Below are 13,676 nucleotides of genomic sequence, written 5' to 3'. Positions count from 1 at the left end.
TTTCGTTGGGCGCAACGTGGCTCCAGCCGGGGGCTCTGGAGCGTACCGATCCATCCTCGGAACCACATCGTCATCCCGGATCGGCGCTGCTGCGCAGCTTGTCCGGGATGACGATGCGGTTCCGTCCGAAATCAGAAAGCGCCGGCTGGCCGTCAAGAAATCCTTGAAATCAATAATTTATGGCTGCCACCTGAATCATCTTCACAAGCCCTTGAATCAAGCTCCGAAGCTACGGCCGGCTCCGTAGCGTTCCCGCATGCTTCGCTGCCTCCCGGCTGGCATGGTCCCGCCAACGCCAGGAGGAACCATGTCCACGCAGATGCTCGACCAACCCGCCGCCGCGCCAAACCGCGCCGTGGAACTCGCCCTGCTGCTGGTGCTGGCGGGGCTTTGGGGCGGCTCCTACACCTTCATCAAGCTCGGCGTGGAGACGATCCCGCCGCTGACCCTGATCACCGCCCGGACGCTGATCGCCGGCCTCGTTCTGCTCGTCGTCATCCGCTGGCGCGGTCTGCGGCTGCCGCGCGATCTCGCGACGTGGCGGTTGTTCCTGGTCCAGGCCGGCCTCAACAGCGTCGTGCCCTTCACCTTGATCGCCTGGGCCGAGCGCAGCGTCGATGCCGGACTGGCGACGATCCTGAGCTCGACGAGCCCGATCTTCGTCGTCCTGCTGTCCTGCCTGTCGGCCTCGGCCGAGCGCCTGCCTGCTCTCCGCCTGGCAGGCATCGCGACTGGCCTTGCCGGCACCGTCCTCATTGTCGGTGCACAGGCGATGACGGGCTTCGGCGAACAGCTCTGGGCGCAGCTGGCGCTGGTCGCGGCCAGCATCTGCTATGGCGGCGCGGCCTTGTTCGGGCGCAGCTTCAAGGGGCTCGACCCGATCATGCCGGCGGCGGGTTCGCTGCTGTGCGGCGCGCTCGTCCTGCTGCCGCTCAGCCTCTTGCTGGATCGGCCGTGGACACTGTCGCCCTCAGTGCAATCCATCCAGGCGCTGATCGCGCTCTCGCTCGTCTCGACCGCGCTGGCCTTTGTGATCTATTTCCGGTTGATCGCGCGGCTGGGCTCGGTCGCGACGACCTCGGTCGCCTATCTGCGGGTTCCAGCGGGCGTGCTGATCGGCATGGTCTTCCTCGGCGAAGCGCTGGCGCCGACGGCCTGGGCCGGGCTCGTCCTCGTCATCGGCGGCGTGCTGGCGATGACGCTGCCACTGCGCAGCCGCGCTGTGGCAGGCTGATCACGACGCTGCCTGAAAGCAAAAAGCCCGCGGCCGGTGCCGCGGGCTTTTCTGATTGGGCGATGGCGCCCCCGCTTATGCGCCGAGCGGGTTGAACTTGGTGACGCCCTTGAACAGGTTGCGCAGGAAGCTCTGCTCCTCGCCGCCGGTCGGGGTGGTGCGGCTGATGAAGTCGAAGATCACGCCGTCCTGCAGGCCGTAATGGGCGATGCGCTCGACCTTGAAGCCCTTGTTGAAATAGATCACCAGCACCTGCTGGTCGATGGTCTGCGGATCCTGGAACTGGAACCGGCGGCGCATCGTCTGGCTGATATAGTAGAAGGTGCGGTTGCCGACCGTCGACGTCGTCGAGGGCGTGCCGAGCGTCGTCAGCACCGCCTGCACGTCCATGCCGACCTTGACCTGCGCGATCAGCGCGTCGTCCATCACGAAGCCGCGCTTGAACACCTCGTTGATGCCTGAGGAGGTCGGCAGCATGAAGCCGCCGGCATCGGGGCCGCAGCCGGCGAGCGCAAGGGAGGTGGTCGCGAGGGCTCCGAGCAGAGCCGTGCGGCGGGTGATCTGGGTCATGCGGGCACGATCCGAAAGGCGAGCACGGCGCGGGACGATCCCAAGCCGCTTGTCAAAAGGGTAAGGGTTGGCGTAACGCCCGAGGATGGCTTTGGCAAGGCGAGGACGCCCCGGGCAAGAGCGGGCGGGAGTAAACAAGTGATTTTCGGGTTGTTCGGCAAGCGCGCCAATCGGCGCTCTCCTGTGGACGCGTTGTTCGCGCGGGTCGCAGAGGCTTCGCGTCTGCCCGCCCTCTATATCGATGGCGGGATTCCCGACAGCTTCGAAGGCCGCTTCGAATCGCTGACCCTGCATGTTTTCCTGGTGCTGCGCCGCCTGCGTGAGTTGCCGCCCCCGGCTGCCGATCTCGCGCAGGACTTCGTCGATGCCTGCTTTGCCTATCTCGAGCTCGGCTTCCGCAATGGCGGCATCAGCGACATCGCCGTGCCCAAGAAGATGAAGAAGATCGGCCAGATGTTTTATGGCCGCGTGCAGGCCTATGAGGCGGCGCTTGCGGACCCCAGCCCGGAGGCGTTGGTCGAGGCACTGGGACGCAATGCCTGTGCGCCGGAAGCGGCGCCTGCGCTCGCTGCCTATATGCGTGCCGCCCAGGAGAGGCTGGCCACGGCCGATCTCGACGGCATCTTGAACCGGGACGATCTTTTCCCGGCCTTCTTGACCCCGGAGGTCGCTCATGACGCCTGATCACCCGCCGGCTTTGCCGCTCAGGCATACCATCCGCGTCGAGGCGATCCGCCCGCGCGGCAGCGAGGTCGTGGTCCGGGCCGAGGCTGAGCAACTGCCCGCGATCGCCGCGCAACTCGGCTTGGTCTCCATCGAGTCGCTGGAGGCGCGCTATACGCTCTCGCGCAATGGCGAGCGGGTGAAACTCGACGGCCGCATCGCCGCCCGGCTGCACCAAGCCTGCATCGTGACGCTCGATCCGTTCCCGGTACAGCTCGACGTGCCCGTGCAGCTCGATTTCGCCCCTGAGGAAGAGGTCGCGGCCTTCGCCCGGCGCAACGAGCGGGACGATGCCGAGATCGATATCGAGGTGCTGCTGAACGAAGCGGACCCGCCCGAGCCGATCGTCGAGGGTGTGATCGATCTGGGCTCCATCACGCTGGAATTCCTGGCGCTGGCACTCGATCCCTATCCGCGCAAGCCCGGCGCCAGTTTCGAGTCATCTGCGGGTGACACTGGCACGGAATCGCCTTTCGCGGCGCTTGCAAAGTTGAAACGCGGTGACTGAAGCGCTCTCCGGCCCTTGCGCTGCTTGCGGCATTGGCCCAAGTCGCTATTGTCCGGCCGGCACTGAGCCGTCCCGGATCGAAGGTCGGCCATTTCCGGGACACGCCAGAATTCCATGACAAGACCGGTTACAATCGCGCTCGATGCGATGGGCGGGGATCACGGCCCTTCCGTCGTCATCCCCGGCGCCGCCCTGATGCTTGAGCGCCGCCCGGACTGCCGCTTCGTAATCTTCGGCGACGAGAAGCAGGTGCTGCCGCTGATCGACCAGCACCCGAAGCTCAAGGCGGTGACGACATTCCATCACACCGAGGTCTCGGTGAAGATGGACGACAAGCCGAGCCAGGCTCTGCGCTATGGCCGCTACAAGTCCTCGATGTGGCGCGCGATCGACGCGACCAAGACCGGAGAGGCGGACGTCACCGTCTCCGCCGGCAATACCGGCGCGCTGATGGCGATGTCGAAATTCTGCCTGAAGTCGATGCCGCAGGTCGACCGGCCGGCGCTCGCCGGCCTGTGGCCGACGGCGCGCGGCGAGAGCATCGTGCTCGATCTCGGCGCCACCATCGGCGCGGATGCCCGCCATCTCGTCGATCTCGCGGTGATGGGCGCGGCCATGGCCCGCGTCGTGCTCGATCTCGACCGTCCGACCGTCGGCCTGCTCAATGTCGGCGTCGAGGAGATCAAGGGCGTCGAGGCGGTCAAGGAAGCCGGGCGCATCCTGCGCGAGAGCAACCTGCCGCATCTTGCCTATCATGGCTTCGTCGAGGGTGACGATCTCGGCAAGGGCACGGTCGACGTCGTCGTCACCGAGGGCTTCACCGGCAATATCGCGCTCAAGACCGCCGAAGGCACCGCCAAGCAGATCGCCGAATATCTGCGCGCCGCGATGGGCCGTTCGCTGATGTCGAAAATCGGCTATCTTTTCGCCCGCGGCGCCTTCACGGCGCTGAAGGACAAGCTCGATCCGCGCAAGTCGAACGGGGGCGTCTTTCTCGGCCTGGAGGGCATCGTCGTCAAAAGCCATGGCGGCACGGATGTGATCGGCTTCGCCAGCGCCGCCGAATTGGGCTATGAAATGGCACGCGAGGACCTGATGGCGAAGGTCCGCGAAATGGTCGCCGCGAGCACGCGCCCGGAATTGACGGCCGCGCAGCCCGCCGAGACCGAGTAAGGAACAACCTCTTTTGTCCATCCTGCGCTCTCAAGTCGTCGGCTGCGGCTCCTATCTGCCCGCGCGCATCGTCACCAATGCCGAGCTCGCCGCGCGCGTCGATACCAGCGACGAGTGGATCGTCCAGCGCACCGGCATCCGCCAGCGCCATGTCGCGGCCGATGACGAGCCGACATCCATCGTCGGCCTCAAGGCGGCGCAGGCGGCGATCGCTGACGCCGGCATCGACCCCGGCGAGATCGACCTGATCATCGTCGCGACCGCGACGCCGGATCACACCTTTCCCGCCACCGCAACGCAGATCCAGGCGGCGCTCGGTATCACCGGCGGCGCGGCCTTCGACGTACAGGCGGTCTGCTCCGGCTTCGTCTTCGCTCTGGCGACGGCCGACAAGTTCCTGACCACGGGCGGCGCCCGCGCTGCCCTGGTGATCGGTGCCGAGACCTTCTCGCGCATCCTCGACTGGGAGGACCGCGCCACCTGCGTGCTGTTCGGCGATGGCGCAGGCGCCGTCGTGCTGAAGGCGGCGCCGGGCGAGGGGACGCTGGCCGATCGCGGCATCCTCACCACCCATATCCGCTCGGATGGCCGCTACAAGGACAAGCTCTATGTCGACGGCGGCGCCGGCTCGACCAAGACGGTCGGCTTCCTGCGCATGGAGGGCAAGGAGGTCTTCCGCCACGCCGTCACCAATCTCGCCGAGACGGTGCGCCACACCTTCGAGCAGACCGGGCTCACGGGCGCCGATATCGACTGGTTCGTGCCCCACCAGGCCAATCGCCGCATCATCGACGCGACGGCCGACAAGCTGGGCATCAGCCACGACAATGTCGTCGTCACGGTAGACCGTCACGGCAACACTTCGGCTGCCTCGATACCGCTCGCTCTGGCCGAGGCTCATGCCGATGGCCGCATCAAGCGCGGCCAGCTTGTGCTGATCGAGGCGATGGGCGGCGGCTTCACCTGGGGGTCGGCTCTGATCCGCTGGTGACGCTGCGGCAGGTATTCCGCGAAAATTGTCATAAATCGTCGCTATTTCGGGTCGAATCCGGCCTTCGCGGGCATAATGGCCCCGCTTGAGGATTGACCCGCGCGACGGGGGCGCCTAGCGTCCGCCGTCCGTAATGGCGAAGGGCCGGCTGTTTTGAGCCGCTGCCCGCAATACGCCTTGGAGGATATGAATGGCGGGGCAAACGGTCACTCGCGCGGACCTGTGCGAGGCTGTCTACCAGAAGATCGGCTTGTCGCGGACGGAGTCGTCGAAGCTCGTCGAAGCGGTGCTCGACGAGATCTGCGACGCGGTCGCGCGTGGCGAGAATGTGAAGCTTTCTTCGTTCGGTTCTTTCGTCGTGCGAGACAAAGGCGAGCGAATCGGGCGTAATCCGAAAACTGGCGTTGAGGTGCCGATCGAGCCGCGTCGCGTGATGGTGTTCAAACCCTCTAACGTGATGAAGGCCCGCATCAACGGGCAGACGGGTGAGGGTGAGACTGAGTGAGCCTGGAGTTCCACGCCGGCGATACCGAGGCCGAATTGGACACCAAGAGCCCAGATGCCTTCCGGACAATCAGCGAGGTCGCAGAAGACCTCGACATACCCCAGCACGTGCTGCGTTTCTGGGAAACCCGCTTCAACCAGATCAAGCCGCTGAAACGTGGCGGCGGACGCCGCTACTACCGGCCTGACGACGTTGCCCTGCTCAAGGGCATCCGGCGCCTGCTCTATAGCGAAGGCTATACGATCAAGGGCCTCCAGCGCATCCTGAAGGAACAGGGGCCACGCCATGTCCAGGCGATCGGACGCGGCGCGCCGATCGGCGCCATGGGCGGCGGCGCGCCAGCTGCTGCGCCAGGCGGCCCGGCCGCCGTGCCGGGTGACATGGCCGAGGCCTCGCCGGAGCGGACGGCGCCTTACCGGCAGCCCGTTCCGGAAGGGCTCGACGACGTCTCCATCCTGACGGCGGTCATGAAGGAACTCGGCGAGTGCCGGCGCATCCTCGAACAGGCCTTGCAGCCGGCGCCTGACGCTGCCTGATCCAGGACTTGCGGTCGCGCCTGCGGCGCTTGCGCCGATGCAGGCGCGGCGCCCGTTGATCGTTCCGCTCCAGACCATAGGTTCAGGGCCAGAGGACGCCGTCGACGCGCCTCCCTCCGGCGCGGACCTTGCGCCCCATCCCTCAAAGGAGCGCCCGGCATGGCTTGGCTCTATCTCTTCGTCGCGGGCCTGTTCGAGGTCGGCTGGGCCATCGGCCTGAAATACACCAACGGCTTCACGCGCCTTGTCCCGACGCTGTTCACCGGCGCGAGCATGGTCGTCAGCCTCGGCCTGCTGGGGCTTGCCCTGAAGTCGCTGCCCGTCGGTACGGCCTATGCGGTCTGGACCGGCATCGGCACGATCGGCACGGCGATCCTTGGCATCGCCCTGCTGGGCGAGCCGGCGGGTGCGCTGCGACTGGCCTGCATCGGCCTGATCGTCGCCGGCATCGTCGGGCTCAAGCTGGTCTCTGCCTGAGCGCCAAAGCTCAGCTGCGCCGCCAGGACTCCGGCCAGTAGCCGCCGCGCTCCACCAGCACGATCAGGACGATGATCGCGAGCGTGACCACGAGGGTCATGAGCTTCGCGTTCCAGGGCACGCCGCGGCCGACGAGCCAGATCAGGCTGAGGCCGACGATCAGGGGTATGACGATCTCCATGCGGCGATCGTAGCCTGCGCGGCGGCCGGGCTGCAATCGCCGCCTCGACCTTTCGAAGCGCGACCCGCGCGGCGCGAAACCCGCTGGCGGGCCGGGCCTTAGAATGTCGCCAGGACCAGATTGACGCCGAGCGTCGGCCCGAGCTTAGGCGGGATGATGTTGAACGTCGCCCCGTCTTGGCTGATCGAGGCATGGGCGGAGAGCCCGAGATTGAAGCCGCCGAAGAGGTCGATCTGGGCGCGCTTGAACGGGCCGATCGGCGTCTCGGTCTTGAGGACGTGGATGACGGCCTTGCCCTCCACATTCGCTCCCGCGGAGACTTCGCCGGCCGCGCCGCCCATGCCGACCGCGCCATTGGCGCTGGCCCAGAGATTGGCGTTGATGCCCGCTTCCAGCCAGTCCGCGATGACCAGCGTCGGCGTGGCGATCTCCACCTTGGTCTTCCAGGTCCCGGTCAGCTTCAGGTTCTGCTGGTCGAAGTCGATATCGCCTTCCATCTTGAAATAGGGGCTGAAGAACTTGGGCGCGCGCGGCTGGACGATCTTGTTGATGCTGTAGGTGAGCGTGAGCTTGCGCAGGTCCTTGGTGGTGCCGATGACCTGGATCGATTGCGGCATCGTCCCGTCGAGCTTGAGCTGGTCCAGCAAAGCCAGCGGCGTCTTCAGCGCCTTGGGGACCACGCCATGAGCCATCATCGTCGCCGTCTTCAAGCCGATATGGCGCAGCTCCAGCTTTGGGATGTCGAGCCCGGTCTTCTCGAGGCGGGGCAGGGAGGTCCAGCTCTGGATGTCGTTGCGCCGCGTCAGCAGCTTGCCGGCGGTGTCGAGCAGCGGCGGCAGCGGCAGGGCCTTGCCGGTGAAGGCGAAGGCATCCGCCGGCAGGTCCAGCGTCAGGATCTGCGTGACCTTGACGACCTCGAACAGGCGGCTGCCTGTCAGATTGCCGACGCTGCCGTCGTCGAACAGTCCGCAGGCGCGCTGGAAGGTCTTGACCGCGCTTTCGGTGTTGTCGCCGAAGATGCCATCGACCTTGAGGTTGTTCTTGCCGCCATTCATGAAGTTGATGGCGTTCTGGATCGCAGCGGTATTGTTGCAGCGCGATCCCTTCGAGACGGATTTCCTGGCAGGCCCGGACATGTTTAGCCTCCGTCGCGGCCAGCCCTGACGGTCGCGGGAGCGACCGTAGCGCCGCGATTACGGCGGCGCCTGCTCCAGGCTGCCGCCTCCATGCAGAGCTAGCACTGCCGGAGCCGTATGCTCGTCATCCACATGACGGAGGGAGGGCGAAGAGGCGCTCAGGATGCGGCTGCGTCCGCCGCGGCGCTGTCCGGCCTCGCGCTCCGACCGATCGGCAGCCCGCCTTCGACCAGCGGCTTCAGCCGCCCGAGCTCGACCGCGAGGAAATCGAGGAAGAGCCTGACGCGGGGCGTGTGCCGCATGTCCGGATGGGTCAGCAGCCAGAGATCGGCGGCAAGATCGGGCTCGGGCTCCCCCAGACGACGCAGGGCGGGGCGCGTGTCGCCGATGAAGCAGGGCAGGAAGCCGACGCCGATCCCGGCCTCGACCGCCTCGGCCAGGCCGAGCACGGTGTTGAGCCGGTAGACGACGCGTTCCGGCGCGACATGGCGGGCGAGATAACGCACCGCGCTCAGCATGGTGAACTGGTCGCCGAGCGAGACCCAGCTGCGCTCCCACAGGCTTTCGCGGCTGGGCGGTTCCGCATCGGGGAAGTCGGCGGCGCGGCCGTAGAGCGCCCAGGCGATCCGGGCCGGCTTGCGGCCGATCAGCGTCTCCGGCGGATTGTCGGTGGCGCGGATCGCCACATCGGCGTCGCGCTTGGAGAGATTGGCGGCCTGGTTGCCGATCAGGATATCGAGCCGGATATCCGGGCACTGCCCGAGGAAGCGGGCGAAGAGCGGGGTCAGCAGGTCGACCAGCAGGGAGTCGTTGGTGGCGACGCGCAATTCGCCGGCCGGCTTGATTTCCTGTCCGGCGAGCTTGCGGGCGAAGGCGGTGATGTCGTCGTCGACGCGGGCAGCGAGCTGGATCATCTCCTCGCCGGCCGGCGTCGCGACATAGCCGCTGCGATGGCGCTCGAACAGGCGGGTGCCGAGCGCTTCCTCGATCTGGCCGAGGCGGCGGAACACCGTCGAGTGGTTGACGCCGAGCGCTGCCGCGGCTGCCGGCAGCGCCCGTTTATCGGCGATCGCCTTGATCAGGCGGAAATCGTCCCAGGCCAGGGGCTTCGCGGCTTGATTCATCCGCTCACTCTCGGCCAAGGCGCGAGCCCCTTCAAGGCGGGCTTGCGTCACGCCAGGGCCGGCTTGGCGGAGGCCGAAGAGCGCGAGCCGGTGACGGCGAGCGCGCCGTCGCCGATCAGCACATGCGCCAGCGCGGTCAAGGCCAGGAAGGCGGGATACTCCCAGCCGCCATTCGGCGCATTGAAGACCCAGCCGTTCGGGGCGTGGATCGCAAGAGCGCCCAGCAGAACCGGCAGCAGCGCCGCCGAGACGAGGCGGCCATGGAAGCCGATGAGGATGGCGATGCCGCCGATGAGCTCGGCCAGCATGATCGGCCAGGCGAGGAAGCCGGGCAGGCCGACCTGTCCAAGGAAGCCGGTGAAGCCGGCGGGCGTGAAGATGACGAGCTTGAGATAGGCATGGGCGATGAACATCAGGCCGAGCGCGACGCGCAGGCCGAGGGCGCCATAAGGGGCGAGGCGATTGTCGATCATGGGAAGTCTCCTGAAACGGGACCGGTTGGTCTCGGACCGAAAGATCGGGCAGCCTTGTCCGCAAATCAAATTGTAGATTGGCGATAGTGACATTGCATGGATGCAATGAAATGCCTCTGGCTTTCGGCCGCCTTCATGCCGATCTTCCGGCCAACGGAGCGGATGTCCGCTCATCGTGATCAGGACAACGGAGGACCCCAACCATGCAGATCAACGGCCTTCACCACGTCACCGCCATCTCCGGCCCGGCGCGCCGCAATCTCGACTTCTACAGCCGCGTGCTCGGCCTGCGCCTCGTCAAGAAGACGGTCAATTTCGACGATCCCGGCACCTATCACCTCTATTTCGGCGATGTGGATGCCGCGCCCGGTTCGATCCTGACCTTCTTCCCGTGGGAACATGCGGCTCCCGGTCGCCTCGGCATCGGTGAGACCCAGGAGACGGTCTTCCGGGTTCCGGAAGGCTCGATCGGCTTCTGGGCGCATCGCTTCGTCGAGCAGGGCGTGCCGCATGAGGTGCCGGTCAAGCGCTTCGGCGAGACCGTGCTGAGCTTCCGCGACCCGGACGGCATGAGGCTCGCCCTCGTCGGCCTGCCGGGTGTCGAGAAGGAGCCGGCCTGGGCCGAGGGCGGCATCCCCGCCGAGCATGCGCTGCGCGGCTTCCACAGCGTCAGCCTGCTGCTGGCCGATGCCGCGCCGACGGGCGCCATCCTCAGCGACGTCTTCGGCTTCACGGAGATCGGCCGCGAGGACACGCTGATCCGCTACGCAGTTAAGGGCACGGCGATCGGTGGCGTCATCGACCTGCGCGTCGCCGGTGGCTTCCTGCCGGCCCGGCAGGGCGCGGGCTCGGTCCACCACATCGCCTTCCGGGCGGCCGATGACGCCGCGCAGGAGGAGATGGTGCGCCGCCTCGTTCAGAACCATGGCATCAGCCCCACGGAACAGCGCGACCGGAACTATTTCCGCTCGGTCTATTTCCGGGAGCCCGGCCATGTCCTGTTCGAGATCGCGACCGATATCCCCGGCTTCGCGGTCGACGAGCCGGCGGCCGAGCTCGGCCGTTCGCTGAAGCTGCCGCCCCAGTACGAGGCACATCGCAAGGAGATCGAGGCGGTCCTGCCCGCTCTCGGCTGACGAAACCCGCTGCCCGCCACCCAGGCGGGCGGCGGACCGACACCACGACGCCCTGCCTGCTTATCGCAAGGGGCAGGGCGATTCCGCTTGATGAAGGGAGACGACCATGACCGCCACGACCGTCGATACCGATTTCATCCATGTCTTCGAGCCCGGCCGTGATCCGGCGCGCCGGCCGCTGCTTCTCCTGCACGGAACCGGCGGCGACGAGCGTGACCTCCTCTCGCTCGGCCGCACCGTCGCGCCCGGAGCAGGCCTGCTCTCGCCGCGCGGCAAGGTCCTGGAAGGTTCGGCGCCGCGCTTTTTCCGCCGCCTCGCCGAGGGCGTCTTCGACGAGGCCGATCTCAAGCGGCGCACCGACGAGCTGGCGGAGTTCGTGCTGTGGGCGCGGGAGCGCTACGGCCTGCCGGCGCCGATCGCGCTCGGCTTCTCCAACGGCGCCAATATCGCGGCGGCTCTCCTGCAGCAGCGGCCGGAGATCCTCGCCGGCGCGGCGCTGCTGCGCGCGATGGTACCCTTCGCGGAGGCGTCCCCCGCCGATCTCGCGGGCAAACCCGTGCTGATCCTGTCGGGCGCGCTCGATCCGATCGTGCCGAAGAGCAATGCCGAGACGCTCGCCTGGCGGCTCTCGGAAAACGGCGCGGCCGTCGAGCACCGCGGGCTGCCGGCCGGCCACGGCCTCGGGCAGGCGGATATCGGCTTGCTCAGCGATTGGCTGGCACGCAACTGACCCGTAAGCGGCATCGTGGGCATAGTTCCGCGATGCCGCTTCTGGCGGCGCGGTCGTTCCTAGTCGATCAGGGGCATCAAAATGGCCATCGTGATGGCCAGAAGCACGAGCATGCGCAGCAGAACGGCGCGCTGGCTCGAAACAGGAATATCCACCGAACGCGACACCGCACGCATCCTCGACCTCCCAATCGACGCTACGTCAGGGGATCGTGGAACGAGACGATGCGTCTGGCAAGTCTGCGGGGGACGCTAAAAGGTGGACAACTGTACCTGTCGAGATCGATGCGCTGGGCAACCGCGCGAACGGTGCCGAAAGGCGCTGCTACGCGTTGGCCAGCACGCAGCCGACCGGGTCCGCGACGATGACGCGGCGAGCCTTGCAGGCTTGCTCGGCCAACAGAACCTGGTCGATCCGGCGGCGATAGTCGGCCCAGGAGCCGAGGCTCAACCCGCAATTGGCGCAGGAGACGACGCTCGCATCGCTCAGTGCGTGCGGAATCGAAACGCCCGGCGAGCCGCAATCCTCACAATGGAACCCGTCTTGTCTCAACGCGATACCGTCCGTGCTCATCGTTGACGCTACGGCAATTCGCATGCCGCGACGACATCAAGGGCCATCGGAGATGACTGTCGGCTGAACGTGCGGTTCAGGATCGAAAGCGGGCGCTCAATCGACGGCGGAGACTTGCTCGCGACGCTCACGCAGCTGATCCCGTTCGGTGTCGTGGCCGGTCGTGATGACCAGACGCAGAACGGGCCTGCTGGCCGGCTCGAGCGCGAGCTGGTCCCTGCGGCTGGCGGCCGCGCGTCGAATCTGGGCTCGTCGCGCGATAAGCGACATCTGCTGCTTGTGTTTCATGATCGAACTACCTGACGCCGCCCGCTCATCATCGCCTCGACCCGGCCGTTCGCGCACCCCCCATTTGGGGGAGGAGATAGCATCCGGCGATCAATTCGATATCGGATTAGATCACGAGCATGAGGACGATTGCGGCTACTCCATTGATCGCTGACAGCAACCAGAGCGGCACGGTCACGCCGGTGATCGTCGTCTTGATCGAGCATCGCGTCCTCACCCGTATCGAAGCACTGTCGAGGCCGGCGCGCAGCTCCCATTTGGGAGAGCAGCCATGCTCTGCCCCAGGAAGCGAGCGAGATGGAGGCAGCGTGGTCGCATCCGCCGGCACGCGCGCGATCAGGCGATGCCAGTCTCTCGGATCCTTTCGACGGGTTGTGCAAGATCGTGTCGAAGCGCATTGCATCTGCGCGGCCTCGCCACTATAAGCCGAGCCGTCGGAGCGTAGCGCAGCCCGGTTAGCGCACTTGTCTGGGGGACAAGGGGTCGGAGGTTCGAATCCTCTCGCTCCGACCATTTAACTGCCGGAAATCGTTGAGAAATGCCGGTTCGCCGAATGAGGGCGGGCCGCGAATTTCTGCGACCATTGCGGCACGATCTGCGACTCATCTGCTTGAGATCTGTTCCGCGTCGCGAGAAAGACCCTGCGCGAAAAAGGGGGACTTGGCGCCCGCGATTCCATCCGGAAGATGAACGTCAGAGAACAATTTCGTTCAGGCGGCGTTATCCAGGTATCTGCTTCAATCGCTGGAGCAAAAGGAGATCGTCATGCGTCGGTATGTGACCTCAGTGCTGCTCGGGGCTGGTTTGGCCGCAATCGTGGCTTCGGCTCAGGCCGGCGAAGCCTTGCCGCAGGACGTTTCCAAGCGCCTCGACAAGGCGCCAATTGAATTCTCGATGTCCGAAGCGAAGCGCGAGCGCCTGATGATCATTCAGGAAAACATGGCCCGTCAGCGGCACTATGGCCGCGGCGGCTATGGCTACGGTCGTGGCGACGGAGGCTATGGCTATGGTCGCGGCGGCTACGGCCAAGGTTATGGTCCGCGCTACGGTGGTGGGCCGCGGCTTGACCCTCATCCGTCGATATTTGGCTGTGGCGGCGTCCCGTGTGCCCGGCGGTGGTGATTTCAATAAAGGGTTGAGCGGCCGTCGTTTTATGCAACTCGGCTACGATATCCAGAGGCCGTCCGCTCGCGGCCCCTGGAGTGTATCTCGTGTTCCCGCTGAATTTGCCTTCGGCACCATCGGTTGCTGCTGTCTTAGCACAGGTTTCGATCCGCTCGGCGGTTGCTTCAGGCGAGCGCTTTCGGTGCCGACAAGG

General features: G+C 66.2%; 18 protein-coding genes and 1 tRNA gene. 12 read left to right on the top strand and 7 right to left on the bottom strand.

The genetic code is table 11. The features are described from left to right. Positions 1 to 307: 307 nt before the first annotated feature. Positions 308 to 1,234: a DMT family transporter gene (locus AC3WMA_RS02050; RefSeq protein WP_492283745.1), complete on the top strand. Its 927-nt coding sequence runs from the start codon at positions 308 to 310 to the stop codon at positions 1,232 to 1,234. 75 nt (positions 1,235 to 1,309) lie between these two features. Here the strand turns inward: AC3WMA_RS02050 and AC3WMA_RS02045 are convergent, their stop codons facing one another. Next, entirely contained in the window at positions 1,310 to 1,804 is a 495-nt protein-coding gene (locus AC3WMA_RS02045) for an outer membrane protein assembly factor BamE (protein WP_492283744.1), read from the bottom strand. A gap of 138 nt (positions 1,805 to 1,942) precedes the next feature. Between AC3WMA_RS02045 and AC3WMA_RS02040 the strand changes: the two genes are divergently transcribed. The 7 genes from AC3WMA_RS02040 (at position 1,943) to sugE (ending at position 6,717) form a co-directional block, all read left to right on the top strand. Next, on the top strand, positions 1,943 to 2,488 hold the full coding sequence (locus AC3WMA_RS02040; RefSeq protein ID WP_492283743.1) for a ubiquinol-cytochrome C chaperone family protein: 546 nt from the start codon (positions 1,943 to 1,945) through the stop codon (positions 2,486 to 2,488). Further along, complete coding sequence (locus AC3WMA_RS02035) at positions 2,478 to 3,035, top strand: YceD family protein (RefSeq protein ID WP_492283742.1); 558 nt, start codon at positions 2,478 to 2,480, stop codon at positions 3,033 to 3,035. Before AC3WMA_RS02040 ends, AC3WMA_RS02035 begins: the two co-directional genes overlap by 11 nt. Positions 3,036 to 3,149: 114 nt before the next feature. Beyond that, positions 3,150 to 4,208, top strand: a complete 1,059-nt coding sequence (plsX, locus tag AC3WMA_RS02030; RefSeq protein ID WP_492283741.1) for a phosphate acyltransferase PlsX — start codon at positions 3,150 to 3,152, stop codon at positions 4,206 to 4,208. A 13-nt stretch (positions 4,209 to 4,221) separates the two neighbouring features. Then, a complete protein-coding gene (locus AC3WMA_RS02025) occupies positions 4,222 to 5,199 on the top strand; it encodes a beta-ketoacyl-ACP synthase III (RefSeq protein ID WP_492283740.1) in 978 nt (325 codons plus the stop codon). 190 nt (positions 5,200 to 5,389) lie between these two features. After that, positions 5,390 to 5,704, top strand: a complete 315-nt coding sequence (locus AC3WMA_RS02020) for an integration host factor subunit alpha (protein ID WP_047573001.1) — start codon at positions 5,390 to 5,392, stop codon at positions 5,702 to 5,704. Continuing rightward, on the top strand, positions 5,701 to 6,240 hold the full coding sequence (locus AC3WMA_RS02015) for a MerR family transcriptional regulator (protein ID WP_492283739.1): 540 nt from the start codon (positions 5,701 to 5,703) through the stop codon (positions 6,238 to 6,240). The genes AC3WMA_RS02020 and AC3WMA_RS02015 overlap by 4 nt, the downstream gene beginning before the upstream one ends. Positions 6,241 to 6,399: 159 nt before the next feature. Beyond that, the gene (gene sugE, locus AC3WMA_RS02010) at positions 6,400 to 6,717 is read left to right on the top strand and encodes a quaternary ammonium compound efflux SMR transporter SugE (RefSeq protein WP_492283738.1); all 318 of its coding nucleotides are present in this window, start codon (positions 6,400 to 6,402) and stop codon (positions 6,715 to 6,717) included. Positions 6,718 to 6,727: 10 nt separating this feature from the next. Here the strand turns inward: sugE and AC3WMA_RS02005 are convergent, their stop codons facing one another. The 4 genes from AC3WMA_RS02005 to AC3WMA_RS01990 all read right to left on the bottom strand — a co-directional run bounded on the left by AC3WMA_RS02005 (position 6,728) and on the right by AC3WMA_RS01990 (position 9,631). Continuing rightward, positions 6,728 to 6,898, bottom strand: coding sequence for a hypothetical protein (locus tag AC3WMA_RS02005; protein WP_492283737.1), 171 nt, complete (start codon positions 6,896 to 6,898; stop codon positions 6,728 to 6,730). 98 nt (positions 6,899 to 6,996) lie between these two features. Beyond that, the gene (locus tag AC3WMA_RS02000) at positions 6,997 to 8,034 is read right to left on the bottom strand and encodes a peptidoglycan-binding domain-containing protein (RefSeq protein ID WP_492283736.1); all 1,038 of its coding nucleotides are present in this window, start codon (positions 8,032 to 8,034) and stop codon (positions 6,997 to 6,999) included. A 158-nt stretch (positions 8,035 to 8,192) separates the two neighbouring features. Continuing rightward, the gene (locus AC3WMA_RS01995) at positions 8,193 to 9,158 is read right to left on the bottom strand and encodes a LysR family transcriptional regulator (protein WP_492283735.1); all 966 of its coding nucleotides are present in this window, start codon (positions 9,156 to 9,158) and stop codon (positions 8,193 to 8,195) included. A gap of 47 nt (positions 9,159 to 9,205) precedes the next feature. After that, on the bottom strand, positions 9,206 to 9,631 hold the full coding sequence (locus AC3WMA_RS01990; RefSeq protein WP_492283734.1) for a DoxX family protein: 426 nt from the start codon (positions 9,629 to 9,631) through the stop codon (positions 9,206 to 9,208). Between the two features lie 203 nt (positions 9,632 to 9,834). Between AC3WMA_RS01990 and AC3WMA_RS01985 the strand changes: the two genes are divergently transcribed. Both AC3WMA_RS01985 and AC3WMA_RS01980 read left to right on the top strand, forming a co-directional pair. Next, a complete protein-coding gene (locus tag AC3WMA_RS01985; protein WP_492283733.1) occupies positions 9,835 to 10,767 on the top strand; it encodes a ring-cleaving dioxygenase in 933 nt (310 codons plus the stop codon). Between the two features lie 106 nt (positions 10,768 to 10,873). Continuing rightward, positions 10,874 to 11,497 carry an alpha/beta hydrolase gene (locus tag AC3WMA_RS01980; RefSeq protein WP_492283732.1) on the top strand — a complete coding sequence of 208 codons (624 nt, stop codon included), beginning with the start codon at positions 10,874 to 10,876 and terminating at the stop codon, positions 11,495 to 11,497. Positions 11,498 to 11,821: 324 nt separating this feature from the next. Here AC3WMA_RS01980 and AC3WMA_RS01975 read toward each other — a convergent pair whose 3' ends face one another. Both AC3WMA_RS01975 and AC3WMA_RS01970 read right to left on the bottom strand, forming a co-directional pair. Continuing rightward, positions 11,822 to 12,070, bottom strand: coding sequence for a hypothetical protein (locus AC3WMA_RS01975; protein WP_492283731.1), 249 nt, complete (start codon positions 12,068 to 12,070; stop codon positions 11,822 to 11,824). 96 nt (positions 12,071 to 12,166) lie between these two features. After that, on the bottom strand, positions 12,167 to 12,358 hold the full coding sequence (locus AC3WMA_RS01970; RefSeq protein ID WP_492283730.1) for a hypothetical protein: 192 nt from the start codon (positions 12,356 to 12,358) through the stop codon (positions 12,167 to 12,169). A gap of 435 nt (positions 12,359 to 12,793) precedes the next feature. Here AC3WMA_RS01970 and AC3WMA_RS01965 point away from each other — a divergent pair. Together AC3WMA_RS01965 and AC3WMA_RS01960 are read left to right on the top strand one after the other, a co-directional pair. Next, positions 12,794 to 12,871 (top strand) — tRNA-Pro (locus AC3WMA_RS01965). Positions 12,872 to 13,123: 252 nt separating this feature from the next. Next, on the top strand, positions 13,124 to 13,480 hold the full coding sequence (locus AC3WMA_RS01960; protein WP_492283729.1) for a hypothetical protein: 357 nt from the start codon (positions 13,124 to 13,126) through the stop codon (positions 13,478 to 13,480). The last annotated feature ends 196 nt before the right edge of the window (positions 13,481 to 13,676 follow it).

Source organism: Allobosea sp. FW305-C-101 (assembly GCF_058783685.1).
This window is presented reverse-complemented; position numbering and strand designations above follow the sequence as displayed.

Bases quoted from the DNA above. Each gene is read 5' to 3' on its own strand.
- AC3WMA_RS02050 (WP_492283745.1), top strand. From the start codon at position 308: ATGTCCACGCAGATGCTCGACCAACCCGCCGCCGCGCCAAACCGCGCC.
- AC3WMA_RS02045 (WP_492283744.1), bottom strand. From the start codon at position 1,804: ATGACCCAGATCACCCGCCGCACGGCTCTGCTCGGAGCCCTCGCGACC.
- AC3WMA_RS02035 (WP_492283742.1), top strand. From the start codon at position 2,478: ATGACGCCTGATCACCCGCCGGCTTTGCCGCTCAGGCATACCATCCGC.
- plsX (WP_492283741.1), top strand. From the start codon at position 3,150: ATGACAAGACCGGTTACAATCGCGCTCGATGCGATGGGCGGGGATCAC.
- AC3WMA_RS02020 (WP_047573001.1), top strand. From the start codon at position 5,390: ATGGCGGGGCAAACGGTCACTCGCGCGGACCTGTGCGAGGCTGTCTAC.
- sugE (WP_492283738.1), top strand. From the start codon at position 6,400: ATGGCTTGGCTCTATCTCTTCGTCGCGGGCCTGTTCGAGGTCGGCTGG.
- AC3WMA_RS02005 (WP_492283737.1), bottom strand. From the start codon at position 6,898: ATGGAGATCGTCATACCCCTGATCGTCGGCCTCAGCCTGATCTGGCTC.
- AC3WMA_RS02000 (WP_492283736.1), bottom strand. From the start codon at position 8,034: ATGTCCGGGCCTGCCAGGAAATCCGTCTCGAAGGGATCGCGCTGCAAC.
- AC3WMA_RS01995 (WP_492283735.1), bottom strand. From the start codon at position 9,158: ATGAATCAAGCCGCGAAGCCCCTGGCCTGGGACGATTTCCGCCTGATC.
- AC3WMA_RS01990 (WP_492283734.1), bottom strand. From the start codon at position 9,631: ATGATCGACAATCGCCTCGCCCCTTATGGCGCCCTCGGCCTGCGCGTC.
- AC3WMA_RS01985 (WP_492283733.1), top strand. From the start codon at position 9,835: ATGCAGATCAACGGCCTTCACCACGTCACCGCCATCTCCGGCCCGGCG.
- AC3WMA_RS01980 (WP_492283732.1), top strand. From the start codon at position 10,874: ATGACCGCCACGACCGTCGATACCGATTTCATCCATGTCTTCGAGCCC.
- AC3WMA_RS01975 (WP_492283731.1), bottom strand. From the start codon at position 12,070: ATGAGCACGGACGGTATCGCGTTGAGACAAGACGGGTTCCATTGTGAG.
- AC3WMA_RS01970 (WP_492283730.1), bottom strand. From the start codon at position 12,358: ATGAAACACAAGCAGCAGATGTCGCTTATCGCGCGACGAGCCCAGATT.
- AC3WMA_RS01960 (WP_492283729.1), top strand. From the start codon at position 13,124: ATGCGTCGGTATGTGACCTCAGTGCTGCTCGGGGCTGGTTTGGCCGCA.